Genomic DNA, 16733 nt, shown 5'->3' on the forward strand with positions numbered 1-16733 from the left:
GCCATGAGCCAGGCCCTGGAGCAGTTGCAAGCGCGCCTGGCGCGGCTGGAAGGCGAGGCCTCCGTGCGTCGCCTGATGGCCCGCTACATGGACCTCTGCGACGTGCCGCGCGACAGCCTGGCACTGCAGTCCGAGCTCGCCGAGCTGTTCACCGAGGACGCCGTCTGGGAAGGCCTGGGCGCGCGCGCCGAGCAGAGCTTCGGCCGCCACCAGGGCCGTGAGGCGGTCGCCGCGTTCGTCGCGGGCTACCTGCCGCCGGCCGAGCACTTCGCCCTCAACCTGCACTTCATCGGCAGCGAATCCATCGCGGTCGAAGAGGGCGGCGAGAAGGCGAGCGGCCAGTGGCTGATGCAGCAGGTGTCGACCTACACCGATGGCCGCAGCGAACTCTTCGGCACCCGCCTGAACCTCGACTTCCGCCGCGTCGGCGAGGCCTGGCAGATCAGTCATTTCCGTACCCGGCGCCTGCTGGCCATGCCGCTGGGCGCGCTCGCGGAGGGCAAGGCATGAGCATCTTCGTCAGCGAATTCGAACTGGGCGGCGCCGGCAAGCGCGTCGCCGTCAAGGACACTATCGACATCGCCGGCTACCCGACCCGTTGCGGCAGCCGTGCGCTGGCCGACAGCGCGCCAGCTGCCCGGCACGCCGAAGTGGTGCAGCGCGTGCTGGACGCCGGCTGGAAGATCGTCGGCAAGACCAACCTGCACGAGCTGGCCTTCGGCGTCACTGGCATCAACGACTGGAGCGGTACGCCGGTCAACCCGCAGGCGCCCGACCGCGTACCCGGCGGCTCCTCCAGCGGCTCGGCCGCAGCGGTGGGGGCGGGCCTGGCGGAAATCGCCCTGGGCACCGACACCGGCGGCTCCGTGCGTGTGCCGGCGGCCTGCTGCGGCGTGGCCGGGCTCAAGCCGACCTATGGCCGCGTCAGCCGCGTAGGCGTGCACCCCGAACACAGCAGCCTGGATTGCGTAGGGCCCTTCGCCCGTGACATGGCCAGCCTGATCGAAGCCATGCAGGTGATCTGCCCCGGTTTCGCCCCGCGCGAACTGCCCGGCGCGAACGCCCGCGTGGTCTTCCTCGAAGTGCCCGCCGACCCGCACATCCAGGCTTGCCTGGGTGCCGCCGCCGACCGCGCCGGCTGGCGGCGGGCGAGCCTTTACCTAGGCGAGTTCGAAGCAGCCTTCGCCGCTGGGCTCACCGTCATCAACCACGAGAACTGGGCGGCTCTCGGCCAGCTCACTGGCAAGGGACTGCTGGGTGCCGACGTCGAGCAGCGTCTGCTCGCCGCCGGTCGCACCACTGCGGCGGAGCTTGCGGATGCGCAAGGCGTGCGGGCGAGCTTCAGCCGTGCCATCGATGCCGCCCTCGACGACTACGAAGTACTGCTGCTGCCGACCCTCGCCAGCCTGCCGCCGCTGCTTTCCGAAGCGCGCACCGGCAAGAGCGTGGCCGCGCTGACCTCGCTGGTGCGCCCCTTCAACCTCAGTGGCCATCCGGCGCTCAGCGTGCCGGTGGAACTGGAACACGGCGGGCTCAAGGTCGGCCTGCAGATAGTCGGCCGCAAGGGCGACGACGAACGCGTCTGCGCCTTTGGCGCGCAGCTGGAACAAGCCTTGGCCGCCGAGCGGCCAACGAACAAGAAAATGGCATGAGGAGAACCCCATGAGTGCCCCCGAGTACCGGCTGATCGCCAAGACGGGCAGCCCCGAGCAACTGGTCCAATCCGACCGCGTCGACGTCTCGCTCTACCACGACCCTGCGCTGTTCGAGGCCGAGCTCGAGAAGATCTTCTACCGCACCTGGGTCTGGGTCGCGCACGTCAGCGAAGTGGCCAACCCCGGCGACTTCAAGACTGCCATGATCGGCCGTCGCCCGGTCATCGTGGTACGCGACAAGAAGGGCGTCATCAACGTCCTGGAAAACCGCTGCCGCCACCGTGGCGCCACCGTCTGCGAGAAGCACAAGGGCAACGCCACCGGCTTCACCTGCCCGTACCACAGCTGGTCCTACGGCCTGGACGGCAAGCTGCGCGCGCTGCCGTACCCGGACGGCTACGAGGACATCCTCGACAAGGCCGAGCTGCCGCTGACCAGCCTGCGCGTGGAAAGCTACGCCGGCATGATCTTCGCCAGCTACAACGCCGAGATCGAGCCGCTGGAAGACTTCCTCGGCGGCGCCAAGCACTGGATGGACCTGTTCATGAAGCAGGGCGCCGGCTACCCGATCAAGACCCAGGGCGAACACAAGTTCACCTTCAAGGGCAACTGGAAGATCCAGCTGGAGAACACCACCGACGGCTACCACTTCCCGATCGTGCACAAGTCGTGGATGTCCTCGGTCGATGACGAGACCAGCGAAATGCTCTCGTTCATGACCGACCCGCAGGCAGTGACCCACGCCCTGGGCAACGGCCACAGCGTGATGGTGATGGTCCCCGAGCACGTCGACCTCGACCACGACGACGGCACCGAGCAGCTCCAGGAGCGCTTCGCCCACGTCACCGAGGAACTGTCGAAAACCCTGCCGCCGGAACAGGTGCGCCGCATCGTCCGTTCGCTGCACGGCGCCGGCTTCAACCTCAACCTGTTCCCCAACGTGGCCATGTCCATGTCGTTCTTCCGCGTGCTGCGCCCGGTCTCTGTCACTGAAACCGAGATCCGCCACGTCGCCCTCGGCATGGACGGCGGCCCGGAAATCGCCAACCGCGAACGCCTGCGCATCCACGAGCACTTCCAGGGCCCGTTCGGCTTCGGCAGCCCGGACGACGCCGAAGCCTGGGACCGCGTGCAGCGCGGCTCCTACGCCGGCCCCGACGCGCCGATCCTGGTCAACCGCGGGCTGAACCGCGAGATCGTGGCCGAGAACGGCGACAAGGTTTCCCATGCTACCGACGAAGGCGGCATGCGCGAGGCCTACCAAATGTGGAAAAGGATGATGAGCCAATGAGCAACGACACCCTGAACGGCTTCTCCGGCCCGCTGGTCCAGGCCATCGAATTCATCTGGCGCGAAGCCGAGCTGCTCGACCGCAAGGACTACGCGCAGTGGAGCGACCTGTGGAGCGAGGAGGGCATCTACGTGGTGCCGATCGCCGAAGGCGACGACTTCGAAGCCAACTTGAACTACGCCTTCGACGACGCACGTATGCGCGCCCTGCGCATCGAGCGTCTGAGCGCCGGCTTCTCGCCGTCGGCAGTGGATGCGGCGAAAACCGTGCGCAGCGTGTCGCGCTTCCGCCTGGTGGAAGCGGCGGGCGATCTGGTCGAAGTGCATTCGGCGCAGATCCTCTACGCCTACAAGCGTGGCGTGCACACGCCCTTCGTCGCGGACCTGGAGCACCGCATCCGCTTCACCGCCGAAGGCCCGCGCCTGGTGCGCAAGGTGGTGCGCCTGATCAACGCCCAGGACGCCCTCGGCGCCATCGGCTTCCTGCTCTGAGGACCCGCCCATGACCCGTACCGCACTCGTCACCGGGGCCTCGCGCGGCCTCGGCGAATGCATCGCCCGGCGCCTGCACGGCGCCGGCTACCGCGTGGCCCTGGCCGACGTGCGACTGGACGACGCCCAGCGCCTGGCCGATGAGCTCGACCCCAGCGGCGCAAGCGCCCTCGCGCTGGAGCTGGACGTCCGCGAGAAGGCCGACTTCGAGCGCGCCCGCGACCTGCTGCAACAGCAGTGGGGCGGCTGCGACATCCTGGTGAACAACGCCGGGGTGTCGAAGGTCGCTGCGCTGATGGACATCAGCCCGGAAGACTTCGACGCGTCCATGGCAGTCAACCTGCGCGGCACCTTCGTCGCCTGCCAGGTGTTCGGCGCGCACTTCGCCAGCCGCGGCTTCGGCCGCATCGTCAACATCGCCTCGCTGGCCGGGCAGAACGGCGGCACCGCCACCGGCGGTCACTACGCCGCGGCCAAAGGCGGCGTGGCGACCCTGACCAAGGTCTTCGCCCGCGAGCTGGCGCCGGCTGGTGTCACGGTGAACAGCATCTCGCCCGGTCCCCTGGACCTGCCGGTGGTGCGCGAAACCGTGGCCCCGGAGCGCCTGGAGCAGATCCTCAAGACCATCCCGGTGGGCCGCCTCGGCGATCCGGACTACGTGGCCGACAGCGTGCTGCTGCTGGTCGCGGACAACGCCACCTCGGTGACCGGCGCCTGCTGGGACATCAACGGCGGCTTGTTCATGCGTTGAGAAAGACGGCGGATAACGCAGAGCGTTATTCGCCCTACGCCGATCCCGACGTAGGGCGAATAACCGGAACGGTTATCCGCCGAATCCGTGGAGAGGGCGCCCGTCGTCCGCCCAGAAAGCCTTGCAAGGTAAGACCATGATGAAGGTAAGAATCCAAAGCATCGTCGACGAAGCCCTGGACATCCGTTCCTTCCGCCTCGTGCGCAGCGACGGCCAGCCGTTCGACGCCTACGAGCCGGGCGCCCACGTCGACGTCACCGGCCCCACCGGGGTGACCCGCCAATACTCCCTGTGCAGCCCGCCCGACGACCGCGGCGCCTACCTGGTGGCAGTGAAGAAGGAAGCCGCCTCGCGCGGTGGCTCCAGCGCACTGCACGACGTGGAAGAGGGCGCGGAGCTGGACATAGGCGCGCCGCGCAACCTGTTCCGTCTGGCCCCGGAAGCCCGCGAGCACGTGATGTTCGCCGCCGGCATCGGCGTGACGCCGCTGCTGAGCATGGCCTACAAGCTCAATGCCAACGGCGAACCGTACCTGCTGCATTACTTCGCCCGCTCGCCCGAGCATGCGGCCTTCGTCGAGCTGCTGTCCGGCCCGGCCTTCGCCGGCAAGGTGCAGTTCCACTACGGTGTGGAGCCGGCCGACCTGGAAGCCGCGCTGGCGGCCTGCCTGGAGAACGCATCGGCAGCGGCCCACGTCTACACCTGCGGCCCGGCGCCGTTCATGAACAAAGTGGTGGACGTCGCCAAGCGCAGCCGCAGCGAAGACGCCATCCACCTGGAACACTTCCAGGCCGACCCGGCCGCCAACAGCGCCCCGGCCGGCAGCTTCGAAGTCGAGCTGGCAAGCAGCGGCGTGGTCCTGCACGTCCCGGCCGACAGCAGCCTGGTGGACGTCCTCCAGGCCCACGGCTGCGACATCGACACCGAATGCCGCGAAGGCATTTGCGGCACCTGCATCGTCGAAGTCCTGGAAGGCGAACCCGAGCACCGCGACAACTGCCTGTCGACCAAGGAGAAGGCGTCGAACAAGCAGATCTGCGCCTGCGTCTCCCGCGCCAAATCAGCGCGGCTGGTGCTGGATCTCTGATCGCGACTCCTCAGTAGGCGGACCTTGTCCGCGAATCGCTGCTCCTACAGGATCAGCTCCATGAAGTGGCCTAATGATTCTGGACACCCCGATAGGGCGTTAAGCTTTGCCCACAGCAGAGGTGTTCATGAGCAGAAGATCATTCAGTCCAGATTTCAAACTGGAAGCCGCCCGCTTGGTGGTGGATCAAGGCTATACGGTGCCGGCCGCCTGCAAGGCGATGGGGGTGGGGCCCACGGCGATGCGTCGCTGGGTGGCGCAGTTGCAACTGGAGCGTGGCGGCCAGACGCCTGCGCATAGCAAGGCGCTGACAGAGGAGCAGCGGCGCATTCAGGAGCTGGAGGCACAGGTCCGTCGCCTGGAGCGGGAAAAAGAGATTCTAAAAAAGGCTACAGCTCTCTTGATGTCGGACGCCCTCGACTAATCAGGCTGGTCGAGGCATTGGGCGAGCAGTATTCGCGTACGGAGCTGTGCCGGTTATTCCAGGTGAATCGCAGCAGTGTTTATGCGGTGCGCTGCCGGCAGGCGCGTGTTTGCAGTCGACGGGAAGCGCTGCGTCGGCGCGTGGTGGAACTGCATGTCCAAAGCCGCTGCGCGGCGGGCGCCCGAACCCTGTCGGCGGCCCTGCGTAACGAGGGTTTTCACGCGGGTCGTTATCTTGCCGCTCGGTTGATGAAAGAAGCCGGTCTCGTCAGCACGCAGCGCCGTAAACATCGCTACCGGGTTGCCAAGGAACACAGCGCCATCGCGGCCAATGAGCTGGAGCGTCGGTTCAATGTGAGCGGCCCCAACCAGGTGTGGTGCGGGGACGTGACGTACATTTGGGCCGGTGGCCGCTGGATTTACCTGGCCGCCGTAATGGACCTGTATGCCCGCCGGATCGTCGGCTGGGCTATGTCCAACCGGCCAGACTCACAATTGACCGGTCGGGCTCTGCGGGTGGCCTATGAAGCCAGGGGGATGCCCCAGCAACTGATGTTCCACTCCGACCAGGGCTGTCATTACACCAGCTTCGAATTCCGCCAGTTGCTATGGCGCTACCACATCCGGCAAAGCATGAGTCGTCGAGGAAACTGCTGGGATAACGCGCCGATGGAGCGCTTTTTCAGAAGCCTCAAGTCGGAATGGGTGCCGTCCTCTGGCTACGTCGATCAGGCCCAGGCCGAAGCCGACGTGCTGCGTTACGTGACCGATTACTACAACCATCAACGGCCACACAGCCACAACGATTACCAGACACCAGCACGGCGTGAAGAGCTGGCTGGATAGACCTAAACCAGTGTCCAGTTTTACTTGACCACTTCAATCTCATCCGCGAACCGCGTTGCACGGTGTATCCCTGTAGGAGCGGATTCATCCGCGATCTTTTTCGCGGACAAGGGCTAGGCGCCCCCGTCGCTCCTACTGTCACGCGCGATATTTCCCTTCACGTCATCCCCGTGAATGCGGGGACCCAGAAGACTTCGTGTTTCTGCGCCGCTTCTGTGTGTTCGGATAGATCTTGTTTCGCCTCTCGGCGACCCACTTTGTCAAACGACACAAAGTGGGCAAAAGTCTTGCCCCGACATACGGGTCCGGCGGAGCCGGACTTCCCTCGCACATCCCCACACACCCGGAGGCCCGCCCCGAGGGTACGTCCCTGTAGCCCATCGGGGCTTTTGCGACATCCATGTCGCGCAACCTCCTCTGCGTGGGCTTTGCTCGGCCTTCTGTAAGGGGCGGTTCGGAGTGCGCGGACACTCCTGCTCTTCGTAGGAGCGAGCTTGCTCGCGAACCGCACGGCAGAGAGTTCCCCTGTGTAGGAGCTGCCCATGGCCGCGAATCGCGCGCATGGCGCGCTCCTGCAAGGGGATAGGCGCAGGGTTTTTCGCGGATGAATCCGCTCCTTCAGGTGCTTTCCTGGCGCACAACCTCGCCTGGTTGTACGCCCTGCATCACGCCTTGAACTGCTGCACCAGCCGATGCTGCTGTTCGGCGCTCTGGTTGAGCTGCTGGCTGATGCGGGCCGAGGCTTCGGCCTGGTCGGAGAGGGCCTGGGTGACGTCGCGGATCGCGCCTATGTTGCGGCCGATCTCTTCGGCCACGCTGCTCTGTTCTTCTGCCGCGCTGGCGATCTGCAGGTTCATGTCGCTGATGAGGTTCACCGCGCCGGTGATGCGTTGCAGTGCGTCTATCGCCTGGCGGGCTTGCTGGACGTTGTCCTGAGCCTGGCGGTAGCTGCTGTGCATGGCGCCGGCCACCGACAGGCTGCGGGCCTGCAGGTTTTCGATCACCACGCGGATTTCTTCCACCGAGTCCTGGGTGCGCTTGGCCAGGCCACGGACCTCATCGGCGACCACCGCAAAGCCACGGCCGGACTCTCCCGCTCGTGCCGCTTCGATGGCCGCGTTGAGTGCCAGCAGGTTGGTCTGTGCGGCGATGCTCTGGATCACTTCGAGGATCGCGCCGATCTGGTCGTTGCTGCGCGAGAGGTTCTGCAGCTCTTCCATGGCCTGGTTCATGTCGCCGGCGAGGGCGTCGATGCCGGCGCTGGTCGCCTCGATGGTGGCGTAGCCTTCCTGGCTGGCGCGCTCGGCTTCGCTGGCGGCTCCGGCGGCGCTGGCCGCGCTTTGCGCCGAGGCGTTGGCCGTGGCGGACATCTCCTGCAGCGCCGTGGCGACCATGTCGATCTCGCGGAATTGCTGCTGGATGCCGTCGCTGGTCTGGCGGGCGATGGAGGCCGAACGATCGGCGCCGGAACGAGCCTCGCCGCTGGCTGCCTGCACGGCGGCGATGCTCGGTTGCAGCTTGTCGAGGAAGCGGTTGAAGGCGCGCGCCAGACGGCCTAGCTCGTCGCCGCGCGGATAGTCGAGGCGGCGGGTGAGGTCGCCTTCGCCGTCGGCGATGTCTTCCAGCATGCGCGCCAGGCCCAGGATCGGCCGGCTGATGCCGCGCGCGGTGAGCGCTACCAGAAACAGGCCGAACACGCCGACCAGCACGCCCAGGCCGATTTCCAGCCAGGTGCTATGGGTGCGCTGCGCGTCGAGGGTGTTCTTCAGCGATTGCGCCGGTGCCAGCAGCACCTGCTTGGGCACGCTGAGCAGGATGCCCCAGGGGTGCGCGCCGGGCAGCGGTACCAGGCTGCTCAGCACGCTGACGTCGGCGCCCTCGTCGTAGGTCAGCGAGCGGCCTTGAGCCATGTCGCCGAGTGCCTGCGGCAGCGCAGGGTCCTTGAACGGCTTGCCGAGGCCGTCGGCGTTGGCGCTGTCGCTGGCGAGCAGGCCGTTCGGGCTGAGGATGCGGATGCGACCCTGGCCGTCGAACAGCTGGCGGCTGCCTTCGACGCTGTTCTGTTGCAGGGCGGCGAGGTCGATGTCGAAGCCGACCACGGCGACGAACTTGCCGTTCTCCAGCACGGGCAGGGTGATGCTGGTGACCAGCCGGCGCTGGCCCGAGGCGTCGTCGAAATAGGGGTCGAGCACGCAGGGTTTGAGGCTGTCCCGTGAGCAGGTGAAGAAGGCGTTGTACGGCTGGCCGCTCGGGCCGGGGGTGGTGTCGGCGAGCACCAGTTCGGTGCCGATCACGTTCTGCTGTTTGCCGTCGCTGCGCAGCAGATAGAGGGTGTAGCGGCCGTTCTCGTTGCTGCCCAGGTCCTCGCGGGCCTTGAAGGCGGCGTCGTTGCCATCCAGGCCGTCGGCGGCGAAGACCACGAACAGGCCGAGCAGCTCCGCGTGTTCGGCCAGGGTGCCGCCCATTTCCGCTACCAGCTTGCGGCGCAGCGCCTCGGCGCCGAGGTTGCCCTGGTGGTTCTGGTCGCGCAGGGCCTGCAGGGTCCGCGAGAGGCCTTCGCCGAGCAGCAGCTTGTCTTGCAACTGGCGTTGCAGTTGCAGCGCCTGCACCTGGCCCTGGGTCTGCAGGCTGGCGCGGGCGGACTCGGCGAACAGCTTGCCGCTGTCGTCCTTGATTACCTGGCTGTCCTGGCGCGCCTGGTAGAGCGACAGGCCGATCAGGCTGGCGGCCACGCCCAGCAGGCAAAGGCCCGCCAGCCAGGTGATGCGCCCTTGGAGGGTGGACTGGATGCTGCGCATGGATTGCCTCCTTGAAACTGCGAAACCCGCCGGCCCGCCAGGGCCGTGATAGGGGACGGCCGTGGCGCGCGGGCGGGTCTGCAGCGGGTGGTTTAGAAAGTGGTGCTGAAGATCAGCTGGCTATACAGGTTGCTGTCGTTGCTGCCGATCTGGGTGCCGCCATCCTCGGCGCTTTTCTTCGGCTGGTAGAGGCCGATCAGTGGGGTGATGGTCAGGTTCGGGCTGACGATCCAGTCGGCGTACAGGTCCAGCTCGCGGCCGCTGAAGTTGCCCAGGTCGTTGTCCAGGGTGTGGAAGTCGAACCACTGCAGGCCGATGTCGACGTTGTCCGCCGGGTTGACCTTGGCGCCGATGTTGTGGACCCGGGTGTTGTTGTTGAACGGGCCGGCGTAGTTGCCTGCCACCTCGCCCTGGAACCAAGTGCCGAAGCCACGGCTGAAGCCGTAGAAGAGGGTGTCGTAGCCTTCCGAGAAGCGGCTGAAGCGGTAGCTCACGTAGGGCTTCCAGGGCAGGTCGGAGAAGGTCCAGCCGGCTTCCAGGTACCACGCGTTCTCATTGTCGGCGTGGCGCTTGTTCTGCTCGGCGTACTCGCCGGAGAGGAACAGGTCCTGCACGCCGGCGTTGCCTTGGGCACGCAGGCTGTAGGTCTTCATGTCCTTGCGGTCGAGCTGCAGGGGCGAGGCGTATTGCTCGTCGATATCGGTGACGTCGATGTAGGTCAGGCCGACGGTACCGGCATCGGCTACGTGCTCCAGGGTGCCGACGTACAGCTCGGAGTTGGCCTGGGCGCGGTTGTTCGACTTCAGGTGCATGATGTCGCCGCGCCAACCCTGCTTGCCGCCGATGCGCAGGACTTCGGTCTGGTCGAAGTTGCGCCGGCCGGCCAGGTAGTAGGCGCCGCCGCGGTTGAACTCGCCATCGGCCAGGCCCTTGCCCAGGTTGAGGGCGTCGCCGTCGATCAGGAAGCCGTCGCCGACCACGATGTTCTGGCGGCCGAAGGAGAAGTCGATGCCGTCGTCGCCCAGTACCGGGAACAGCTTGCCCGAACGCCAGCCGGCGTAGGCGTCTTCGATCTTGGTGGTGCGCTCGGAGCCGTCGCTGAAGCCGGCGGCGTCGCCGTCACCCCAGGTGGCGGAGCTGAGCAGGCCGAAGGCGCCGTAAGCGGTGCCGGCATCGCCCAGGCGCTGGTCGCCGCTCAGGCCGTACTTGATGAAACCTTCCTGCCAGGACGACGAGCCTTTGTCCTTGGTGCCAGTCTGCGCGTAGTTCTCCTGGCTGTGGAACAGCGCATAGACCGCCGAGACATTGGCGTCGAGGTGGGTGTCGTCGGTCGCGTACAGCGAGTACGCCTGGGCGGAACCTGCGCTGGCCACCATCAGGGCGAGCAGCGTCGGGCGAAGCAAGGTGGGTCGGGTCATGGCTTGCATCCGTATCGTTATTGTTGGCAGGGGGACGAAACTGCCGAGGATGCTAAGGCGATGGGCGGTGCCGGCCTTGCGTGTGTCTGCCAAGTGCTTGGATGTGCTTGCCAGATGAGGCGCGCGAGCGGGCCGGGGGCTTCCACGCTTTGCCCTGGCGATCCGGCTTGTTGGTGTAATAAGTGCGAAATTCCTTACGGATAGATCGGATGTGTCTCGGCGATTCATTCGCCCTGTACGTGCAGCATCGCTGACCTCGAGCACATCAGGCGTGCTGCCTCAGAAGGCAGTTCCTTTTCCTGATCTAACCCCCGAGTTATCTGCCTCGCCCCCTCCCTGGCAGCACCCATCCAGATCTCACAGAGGTCATTGGTGCTCGAGCCATTTGCCAAACGGAGGTTTCACTTTGTCCAACGAAATCCGCCCGCTGTTCTTCTGCATGCATGCAAAAGCTGTGCATTTGCAAAAGGGGCTGCACAAGCACGCTTTGCGAAACTATCGACGCCTCTACTACGCGGATGTGCTCGACAGCGCCTCGACGCCGGAAGGAGAAGCGCCATGAGCCGACGCGATATCGTTGTCCCTCTTTGCCTCAAGTACACCAACGAAGCCACCTGCACCGCGCCCTGGTTCGTGGCCGACAGCGAATACCCGCAGATGCAGGCGCGCTACAAGCCGCTGGTCAATGGCGAGGAGGCGTTTGCCGCCGTGCACCTGGCCATCGCCAAGGCCAAGCAGTCGGTGGACATCATCTGCTGGGGCTTCCAGCCATCGATGTATTTCGTTCGCGACCGCCGTTACCACGACGACCCCGATGCCTTGAGCGAGCTATGCATTGGCGAGCTGCTGGAGCGCAAGGCAAAGCAGGGCGTGAAGGTGCGTGTGCTCGGCTGGCGGATGTTCTGGAACTTCGCCGGCCTTGCGGGCGAAGCCAACCTGCCAGGTAATGCCCCGTACTTCTGGGACGCAACGATGCAGAGCGCCACGCCCGAGCAACACGACTTCGACCACCGCTGGTTCTCCGAGTACGCGGTCGCCGACGACGAGGCGGCGGGGCTGGCGGCGGCCCACCGACCGCTGTTCGTCGGCCGCGATTTCGACGGCGACGAACGCGAGCGGATCGAGGGCCACCTGCGCGAGCACAGCGTGGACAAGGCGTTGAGCGACAGCTCGATCTGGACCATGGCCAACAGCGCCACCCACCACCAGAAGATGGTCCTGGTCGACTACGAGTTGCCAGCGGATACGGTGGGTTTCGTCATGGGCCACAACATGCTCGACGAATACTGGGACACCGATAACCACACTGCACTGCGCCGCGGGAGAACCGACAAGCCCGCTCCCAACCGAGGCCCGCGCGGCTTCACCCCGCGCCAGGACATCTCCTGCCGGGTCACCGGGCCGATCTTGGAATACCTCCACCGCAACTTCGCCCAGGCCTGGCAGAAGGAAACCGGCGAAACCCTGCCCGCGCTGCACTCGGACCTGCATGAGTCGGCCAAGCATTTCCCCTTCCGCGGCGGCAACCAGGACGACGGCACCGCACTGATGGCGCAACTGCTGCGCACCCAGGCGCAGGTGGGCGTGCGCGACATCGAGAAGCTCTACCTGCAGACCGTCAACAACACCACGCAATTCGTCTACGTCGAGAACCAGTACTTCCGCTGGCCACCGTTCGCCGAGGCGCTGAAGAAAACGGTCGACGCGCAGATGCGCATGGGCCGCAAACCAGAAGAGCACGGCAACGTGCACCTGTTCGTGGTCACCAACGACACCGACGAGGGCATGGGCAAGGGCACAGTCAATACCCAGCGCATGCTCGAATGCCTGGGCCGCGCCGACACCATCCCCGAGGTGACCAAGCAGATGCTCATCGACGAGGCGAAGCAAGCAGCGCCACCGAAGCCGCGCCCGGATGGGCCCAAAGACTTCTACGGAAAGTGGCAGCTCGCCGAGTGGGAGGCCCGCTACGGCGAGGAAATCAAGGCCATCGAACAGAGCACCGTCCACTCGCAGGACATCCCCGGCCTGAAGGTCCACGTCTGCTCGCTGGTAGCCCCCGACTCCCCGCCGGGCAAGCCGTGGATGCCGGTGTACATCCACTCCAAGCTGATGATCGTCAACGACGTCTTCACCACCCACGGCTCGGCCAACCTCAATACCCGCAGCATGGAAGTGGACAGCGAACTGAACATTGCCCATGAGTGGGCGAGCGTGACTCAGGCGCTGCGGCGGCGGTTGTGGGAGCTGCATACGGGGAAAAAGGGGGCGCAGGATCGGCCAGAAGAGGCGTTCAGGGCCTGGCAGGAAATCATCAAAGAAAATAAGAAACGCCGGGAAAGCAAGAGCAAGAAGGAGGAACCATTTGCCTCGCTCGTGGAGTTCCACTACGGCAAAGCCACCCTATGGAATCTCGACTGATGCGCCGTCTTTTGCCGCTTCCAACCCTCCTGCTGGCCGCCTGTAGTGCCAGTAACTCCGTTACTTATTTGAAGAAGGACTTTCATGTGGACCATCTTTCCCGGATCAAGGCCAACCTCGCCTTCACCTGCAAATACGAAAGCATTCCCGCACCCTCGGCGGACAGCGATGTGCTGTTCCAGTACGGTCGCTGGCTGGAAAAGAACAATGTGCTCAAGCAAGACCCGAACGTCGATATCGAGATCCAACGCCTATACCGCATTGCCAGCGAAAACGGCCATTTCAAGGCCAATATCAATCTCCAGAACGGCGCCATGAGCGGGCACTACAGGCTCAAAGGTGCTGAGCATCTGCGCATGAGCCAGCAACTGATAGATGCGAAGGTCGCCCGGGGTTATTTCTTCATCGGTTACTTTCTGCAACAAGGCTCGGTGGGACTACAGAAGGACCCTGGAATGGCCTTGCGCTACTTCCGTAAAGCCGCCGACGAGGGTAATGCCGAGGCTCAAGCATATGTGGGCGAAAAGTTGGCACCAGACGACGTTGCCCCAGATGTCGCACGACAGATGCGTCGCTGCGCTGCCGAACAGGGCCATGGCGAGGCCGCTGTCATGCTTTCGCTCTATCTCCGCGATGACAAGAAATTTGACGATGCAATCGAAGTTCTACAAATGGGAGTGGCAGGGGGGGATGAAACATCAGCGGGTTTATTAGAAAGCGCCTTTCGTAATCCACCACCTTCTGACGAGTTACATTACTTGGGGCAATCGGAAGACATTGAACGCGCTGGCCGCTACAAGAAAATCTGGAAAATTCTCGAGGGTTATTCCTACGCCCAACCCAAAGTCCCCGAGATCAACGAAATCGTCCCGCTACCGCCGGCCAAGCTGCCGCCGTGGGATGGCAAACTGAAGTGGGTGGAAGAGCGCAAGGCCAACATCCAGCCGCCCAAACCCAGCGAGTCGCTGATCCAGGAGCTGGCCAAGGCCAAGTTGCTCGACCCGAAGACCGGTCGTCCCACGCCCGGCTCGCCCGCCTTCGTTCGCGCCCGTTCGCCGGAGCCCATCTGCCACAGCGGCGAATCCTGCCCGCGCAGCGGCTACTGGCAAATTCTCGGCGTCGACAATTACTGGTCGACCGTCGAAGGCAGCACCATTCGTCGCTTCCAGCAGGGCGAGCGCATGCCCGCCGTGGTGATCGAGCGGCGGATCAGCCGAATCTGGCCATTGCCGGACAAGGTCATCAAAGGCTCTGAATACGTCAGATGGGTGATGCTCGGTGAGGCTTGAGCTTGCGGGTGTCTGCCTGTTGGGGATGGTCCTGTCCGCCTGCAATGCGGGAAGCAATCCCCAGGCCGCTGCCGCAGACAGTAGGCGCTCAACAGGAAAGGCCAACTGACGCTAGACACGTTGTCAGGGCATGGGCCCTGCAGGCACCGAACGAAGCCATCACACGAGCGTGACTCGCGTCGGCAACCTAACGCCGACGCAACGTCAGCGACGGCTGCTCGTCGAACAGGCGCTTGTATAGCGCGGAGAAGTGGCTGGAGCTGGCGAAGCCGAGGTCCAGGGCCAGGTGGGTGATGCTTTGCGGGGCTTCCAGCTTGAGGCGGCGGCGGGCTTCGCTCAGGCGCAGGGCGAGCTGGACCTGTTGCGGGGTGGCCTGGCAGAGCTGGCGGAAGCTGTACTGCAGGGTGCGCTGGCTGGTGTTCAGCTGGCGGCTGAGGTCGACCAGCGAGAGGGGCTGGGCGAGGTCCGCCTGCATTCTTTCTACCGCTGCCAGGACCAGCCGGCGGTGTTGTTCCAGTGAGCGCGGGGCCTTCGCCACCGAGGTTTCCGGGGAGTCGTCGAGGGCTTGCAGCAGGCAGCTCAGTGCCGAGTGGATGGCGGCTCCGGCGTGGGCCGGGTCGTCCGGGCACCAACTGGCGCGGAAGAAGGCGCCGAGTGAGTCGGTCAGGTTCTGCCGCAGGTGGGCGGCGGCGTGATGCGACAGGCGCAGGCGGCGTTGCTGCAGGGCGCGCTCGAAGCGCTCCTGCTCCTGCGCGCCGAGCAGGCGATCGAGCATGGTCCTGGAAAGGCCCAGGCCGAGCATGTGGATCTCGCCGGGCGCGCAGATTTCCATTTCCTCGCCGCCGGGCAGCACCAGCAGGGTGTCGTCCTGCAAGGGTTGGCCGTTGAAGCGCGAGTCGGCGCAGGCGCGCAGCGGGATGCCGACGACGATCTGGCCGGCCGGCGGCGCCATGTTCTCGCGCAGGTGCAGGTTGGAGTGCTCGTAGAACAGCGTGGCCTCCGGCAGTTGCACGTGCAGGAGTTCGGCCTGGAGGCGACCGCGGCCAAGCTGGGTATAGGACTGGCTCCAGCCGCTGAGGGCTCGGGCCAGTTCGTCGGAGTCGTTCGCCTGGTAGCGGGCAATGCCGGGCATCGGGTTGACCTCGTCGCGGTGGCGCCAGGGGGAGTATCGGTGAGGCCACTGGCGTGCGGCTTGCGCAGCATGCCAGTGGCCTTGCCCTGTCTGCCAGATGCGCGACTTCAGGCGCGGCTGGCCAGATACGCCTTGGCAAGTTGGCAGGCGCGCTCGATCAGCATCGGCGCCAGTTCCTCGGCGGTGCGGCTGTTGCGCCGGGTGTGCACCCAGCCGAGGTAGGTGGTGCCGCGCAGGGCGAGGAACAGCGGCAGGCTGGCGCGGTCTTCGGCGGTCAGCGGTTTCACCGAGTCGTAGCCGGCGAGCAGCGCTGCTTCTATATCCGCCAGGCGTGGGTCGTCCTGGCAGAAGTAGAGCGCAGTGGCCAACTCGAACATGTGCCAGCCGAAGCCGGCGTCGTCGAAGTCGATCAGTTGCAGCTTGCCGCCGTCCAGCAGCAGGTTTTCCGGCACCAGGTCGGCGTGGATCATGCCGAAGTTGTGCAGGTGGCGACCGTAGCGGCGCAGGTCGTGGCGGGCTTGCGCGCGGGCCTGTTGCAGCAGGTCGCGCTGCTCCGGCGTCAGCAGATCGAGCTCCCAGTAGCGGCCCCAGAACGGGTTGGCGCCGATCAGGCCTTCTTCGTCCCAGGCATGTCGGGTGAACTCGTTGGGCTGGCGCCACTGCGCCGAGTTCAGGTGGATGCGCGCGGCCACGGCGCCGGCCTGGAAGAACAGCGCCTCGATGTCGCCGTCGGTCTGCAGGCCGTGCTCGGCGGAGCCCAGGGTGGAGCCGGCAAGCCAGCCGAGCATGTCCACGTAACGCGGTTCGGCAAGTGCCGCGCTGCGTACTTCGGCCAGGTGCTCGCCCTCGCGGGTGCGGATGATCTGCGGCACGCCGATGCCGCCGGCGGCCAGTTGCTCCATCCAGGTCAGCTCCGAGCGCAGCTCGGCCTCGCTGTGGTAGCCGTCGCGGTGCACGCGCAGGGCGCTGCGGGTGCCATCGCTGCGGGTGGCGCAGAACACGGCGTTCTCGCGGTACTTGATCAGCTCCAGGCCGACGAAGTCGCCGTCCCAGTGGCGCAGCGCGTCCTGCGCCAGGGCGTGCAGGCGGGCGACCTGCTGGTCGTGGTCGAGGTGGGAGAAATCGGTCATG

At 65.5% G+C, this 16733-nt stretch carries 14 protein-coding genes and 1 pseudogene; 10 read left to right on the plus strand and 5 right to left on the minus strand.

The window, feature by feature from the left end; genetic code table 11:
• Nucleotides 1-3 precede the first annotated feature (3 nt).
• The 7 genes from PKB_RS13110 (at nt 4) to PKB_RS29125 (ending at nt 6544) form a co-directional block, all read left to right on the plus strand.
• On the plus strand, nt 4-510 hold the full coding sequence (locus PKB_RS13110) for a nuclear transport factor 2 family protein (RefSeq protein ID WP_043252337.1): 507 nt from the start codon (nt 4-6) through the stop codon (nt 508-510).
• Nucleotides 507-1652 (plus strand): amidase, encoded by a 1146-nt coding sequence (locus PKB_RS13115; RefSeq protein ID WP_043252338.1) that lies wholly within the window; start codon nt 507-509, stop codon nt 1650-1652. The genes PKB_RS13110 and PKB_RS13115 overlap by 4 nt, the downstream gene beginning before the upstream one ends.
• A 10-nt stretch (nt 1653-1662) precedes the next feature.
• On the plus strand, nt 1663-2946 hold the full coding sequence (locus tag PKB_RS13120; RefSeq protein ID WP_043252340.1) for an aromatic ring-hydroxylating oxygenase subunit alpha: 1284 nt from the start codon (nt 1663-1665) through the stop codon (nt 2944-2946).
• Complete coding sequence (locus PKB_RS13125; RefSeq protein WP_043252341.1) at nt 2943-3437, plus strand: aromatic-ring-hydroxylating dioxygenase subunit beta; 495 nt, start codon at nt 2943-2945, stop codon at nt 3435-3437. The genes PKB_RS13120 and PKB_RS13125 overlap by 4 nt, the downstream gene beginning before the upstream one ends.
• 10 nt (nt 3438-3447) lie before the next feature.
• On the plus strand, nt 3448-4188 hold the full coding sequence (locus PKB_RS13130; RefSeq protein WP_043252343.1) for an SDR family NAD(P)-dependent oxidoreductase: 741 nt from the start codon (nt 3448-3450) through the stop codon (nt 4186-4188).
• A 136-nt stretch (nt 4189-4324) separates the two neighbouring features.
• The gene (locus tag PKB_RS13135; protein WP_043252346.1) at nt 4325-5275 is read left to right on the plus strand and encodes a PDR/VanB family oxidoreductase; all 951 of its coding nucleotides are present in this window, start codon (nt 4325-4327) and stop codon (nt 5273-5275) included.
• A gap of 127 nt (nt 5276-5402) precedes the next feature.
• Nucleotides 5403-6544, plus strand: a protein-coding gene (locus tag PKB_RS29125) for an IS3 family transposase (RefSeq protein WP_422613530.1) whose coding sequence is annotated in 2 segments (ribosomal slippage) — nt 5403-5655 and nt 5655-6544 — 1143 coding nt in all. Because the reading frame shifts where the segments join, the coding sequence is not laid out codon by codon here.
• 665 nt (nt 6545-7209) lie between these two features.
• Here the strand turns inward: PKB_RS29125 and PKB_RS30570 are convergent.
• The 3 genes and pseudogenes from PKB_RS30570 to PKB_RS13155 all read right to left on the minus strand — a co-directional run bounded on the left by PKB_RS30570 (nt 7210) and on the right by PKB_RS13155 (nt 10760).
• Complete coding sequence (locus PKB_RS30570; RefSeq protein ID WP_422613536.1) at nt 7210-7764, minus strand: methyl-accepting chemotaxis protein; 555 nt, start codon at nt 7762-7764, stop codon at nt 7210-7212.
• A 303-nt stretch (nt 7765-8067) separates the two neighbouring features.
• A pseudogene (locus PKB_RS30575) lies at nt 8068-9342 on the minus strand (cache domain-containing protein); the annotation flags it as partial.
• 92 nt (nt 9343-9434) lie between these two features.
• Entirely contained in the window at nt 9435-10760 is a 1326-nt protein-coding gene (locus PKB_RS13155) for an alginate export family protein (protein WP_043252354.1), read from the minus strand.
• 406 nt (nt 10761-11166) lie between these two features.
• Between PKB_RS13155 and PKB_RS29605 the strand changes: the two genes are divergently transcribed.
• From PKB_RS29605 to PKB_RS13165, 3 genes are read left to right on the plus strand one after another with little or no spacing between them, the layout of a single operon-like run.
• Nucleotides 11167-11322, plus strand: a complete 156-nt coding sequence (locus tag PKB_RS29605; protein WP_156958031.1) for a hypothetical protein — start codon at nt 11167-11169, stop codon at nt 11320-11322.
• Nucleotides 11319-13181: a phospholipase D-like domain-containing protein gene (locus PKB_RS13160; protein WP_043252355.1), complete on the plus strand. Its 1863-nt coding sequence runs from the start codon at nt 11319-11321 to the stop codon at nt 13179-13181. The genes PKB_RS29605 and PKB_RS13160 overlap by 4 nt, the downstream gene beginning before the upstream one ends.
• Complete coding sequence (locus PKB_RS13165) at nt 13181-14470, plus strand: SEL1-like repeat protein (protein ID WP_043252357.1); 1290 nt, start codon at nt 13181-13183, stop codon at nt 14468-14470. Before PKB_RS13160 ends, PKB_RS13165 begins: the two co-directional genes overlap by 1 nt.
• Nucleotides 14471-14657: 187 nt before the next feature.
• Here PKB_RS13165 and PKB_RS13170 read toward each other — a convergent pair whose 3' ends face one another.
• Together PKB_RS13170 and PKB_RS13175 are read right to left on the minus strand one after the other, a co-directional pair.
• Nucleotides 14658-15602 carry a helix-turn-helix domain-containing protein gene (locus tag PKB_RS13170; protein WP_043252360.1) on the minus strand — a complete coding sequence of 315 codons (945 nt, stop codon included), beginning with the start codon at nt 15600-15602 and terminating at the stop codon, nt 14658-14660.
• 107 nt (nt 15603-15709) lie between these two features.
• A complete protein-coding gene (locus PKB_RS13175; protein ID WP_043252362.1) occupies nt 15710-16732 on the minus strand; it encodes a phosphotransferase enzyme family protein in 1023 nt (340 codons plus the stop codon).
• Between the last annotated feature and the right edge of the window lies 1 nt (nt 16733).

It is taken from the genome of Pseudomonas knackmussii B13 (assembly GCF_000689415.1).
In the GTDB taxonomy this organism is placed as follows: domain Bacteria; phylum Pseudomonadota; class Gammaproteobacteria; order Pseudomonadales; family Pseudomonadaceae; genus Pseudomonas; species Pseudomonas knackmussii.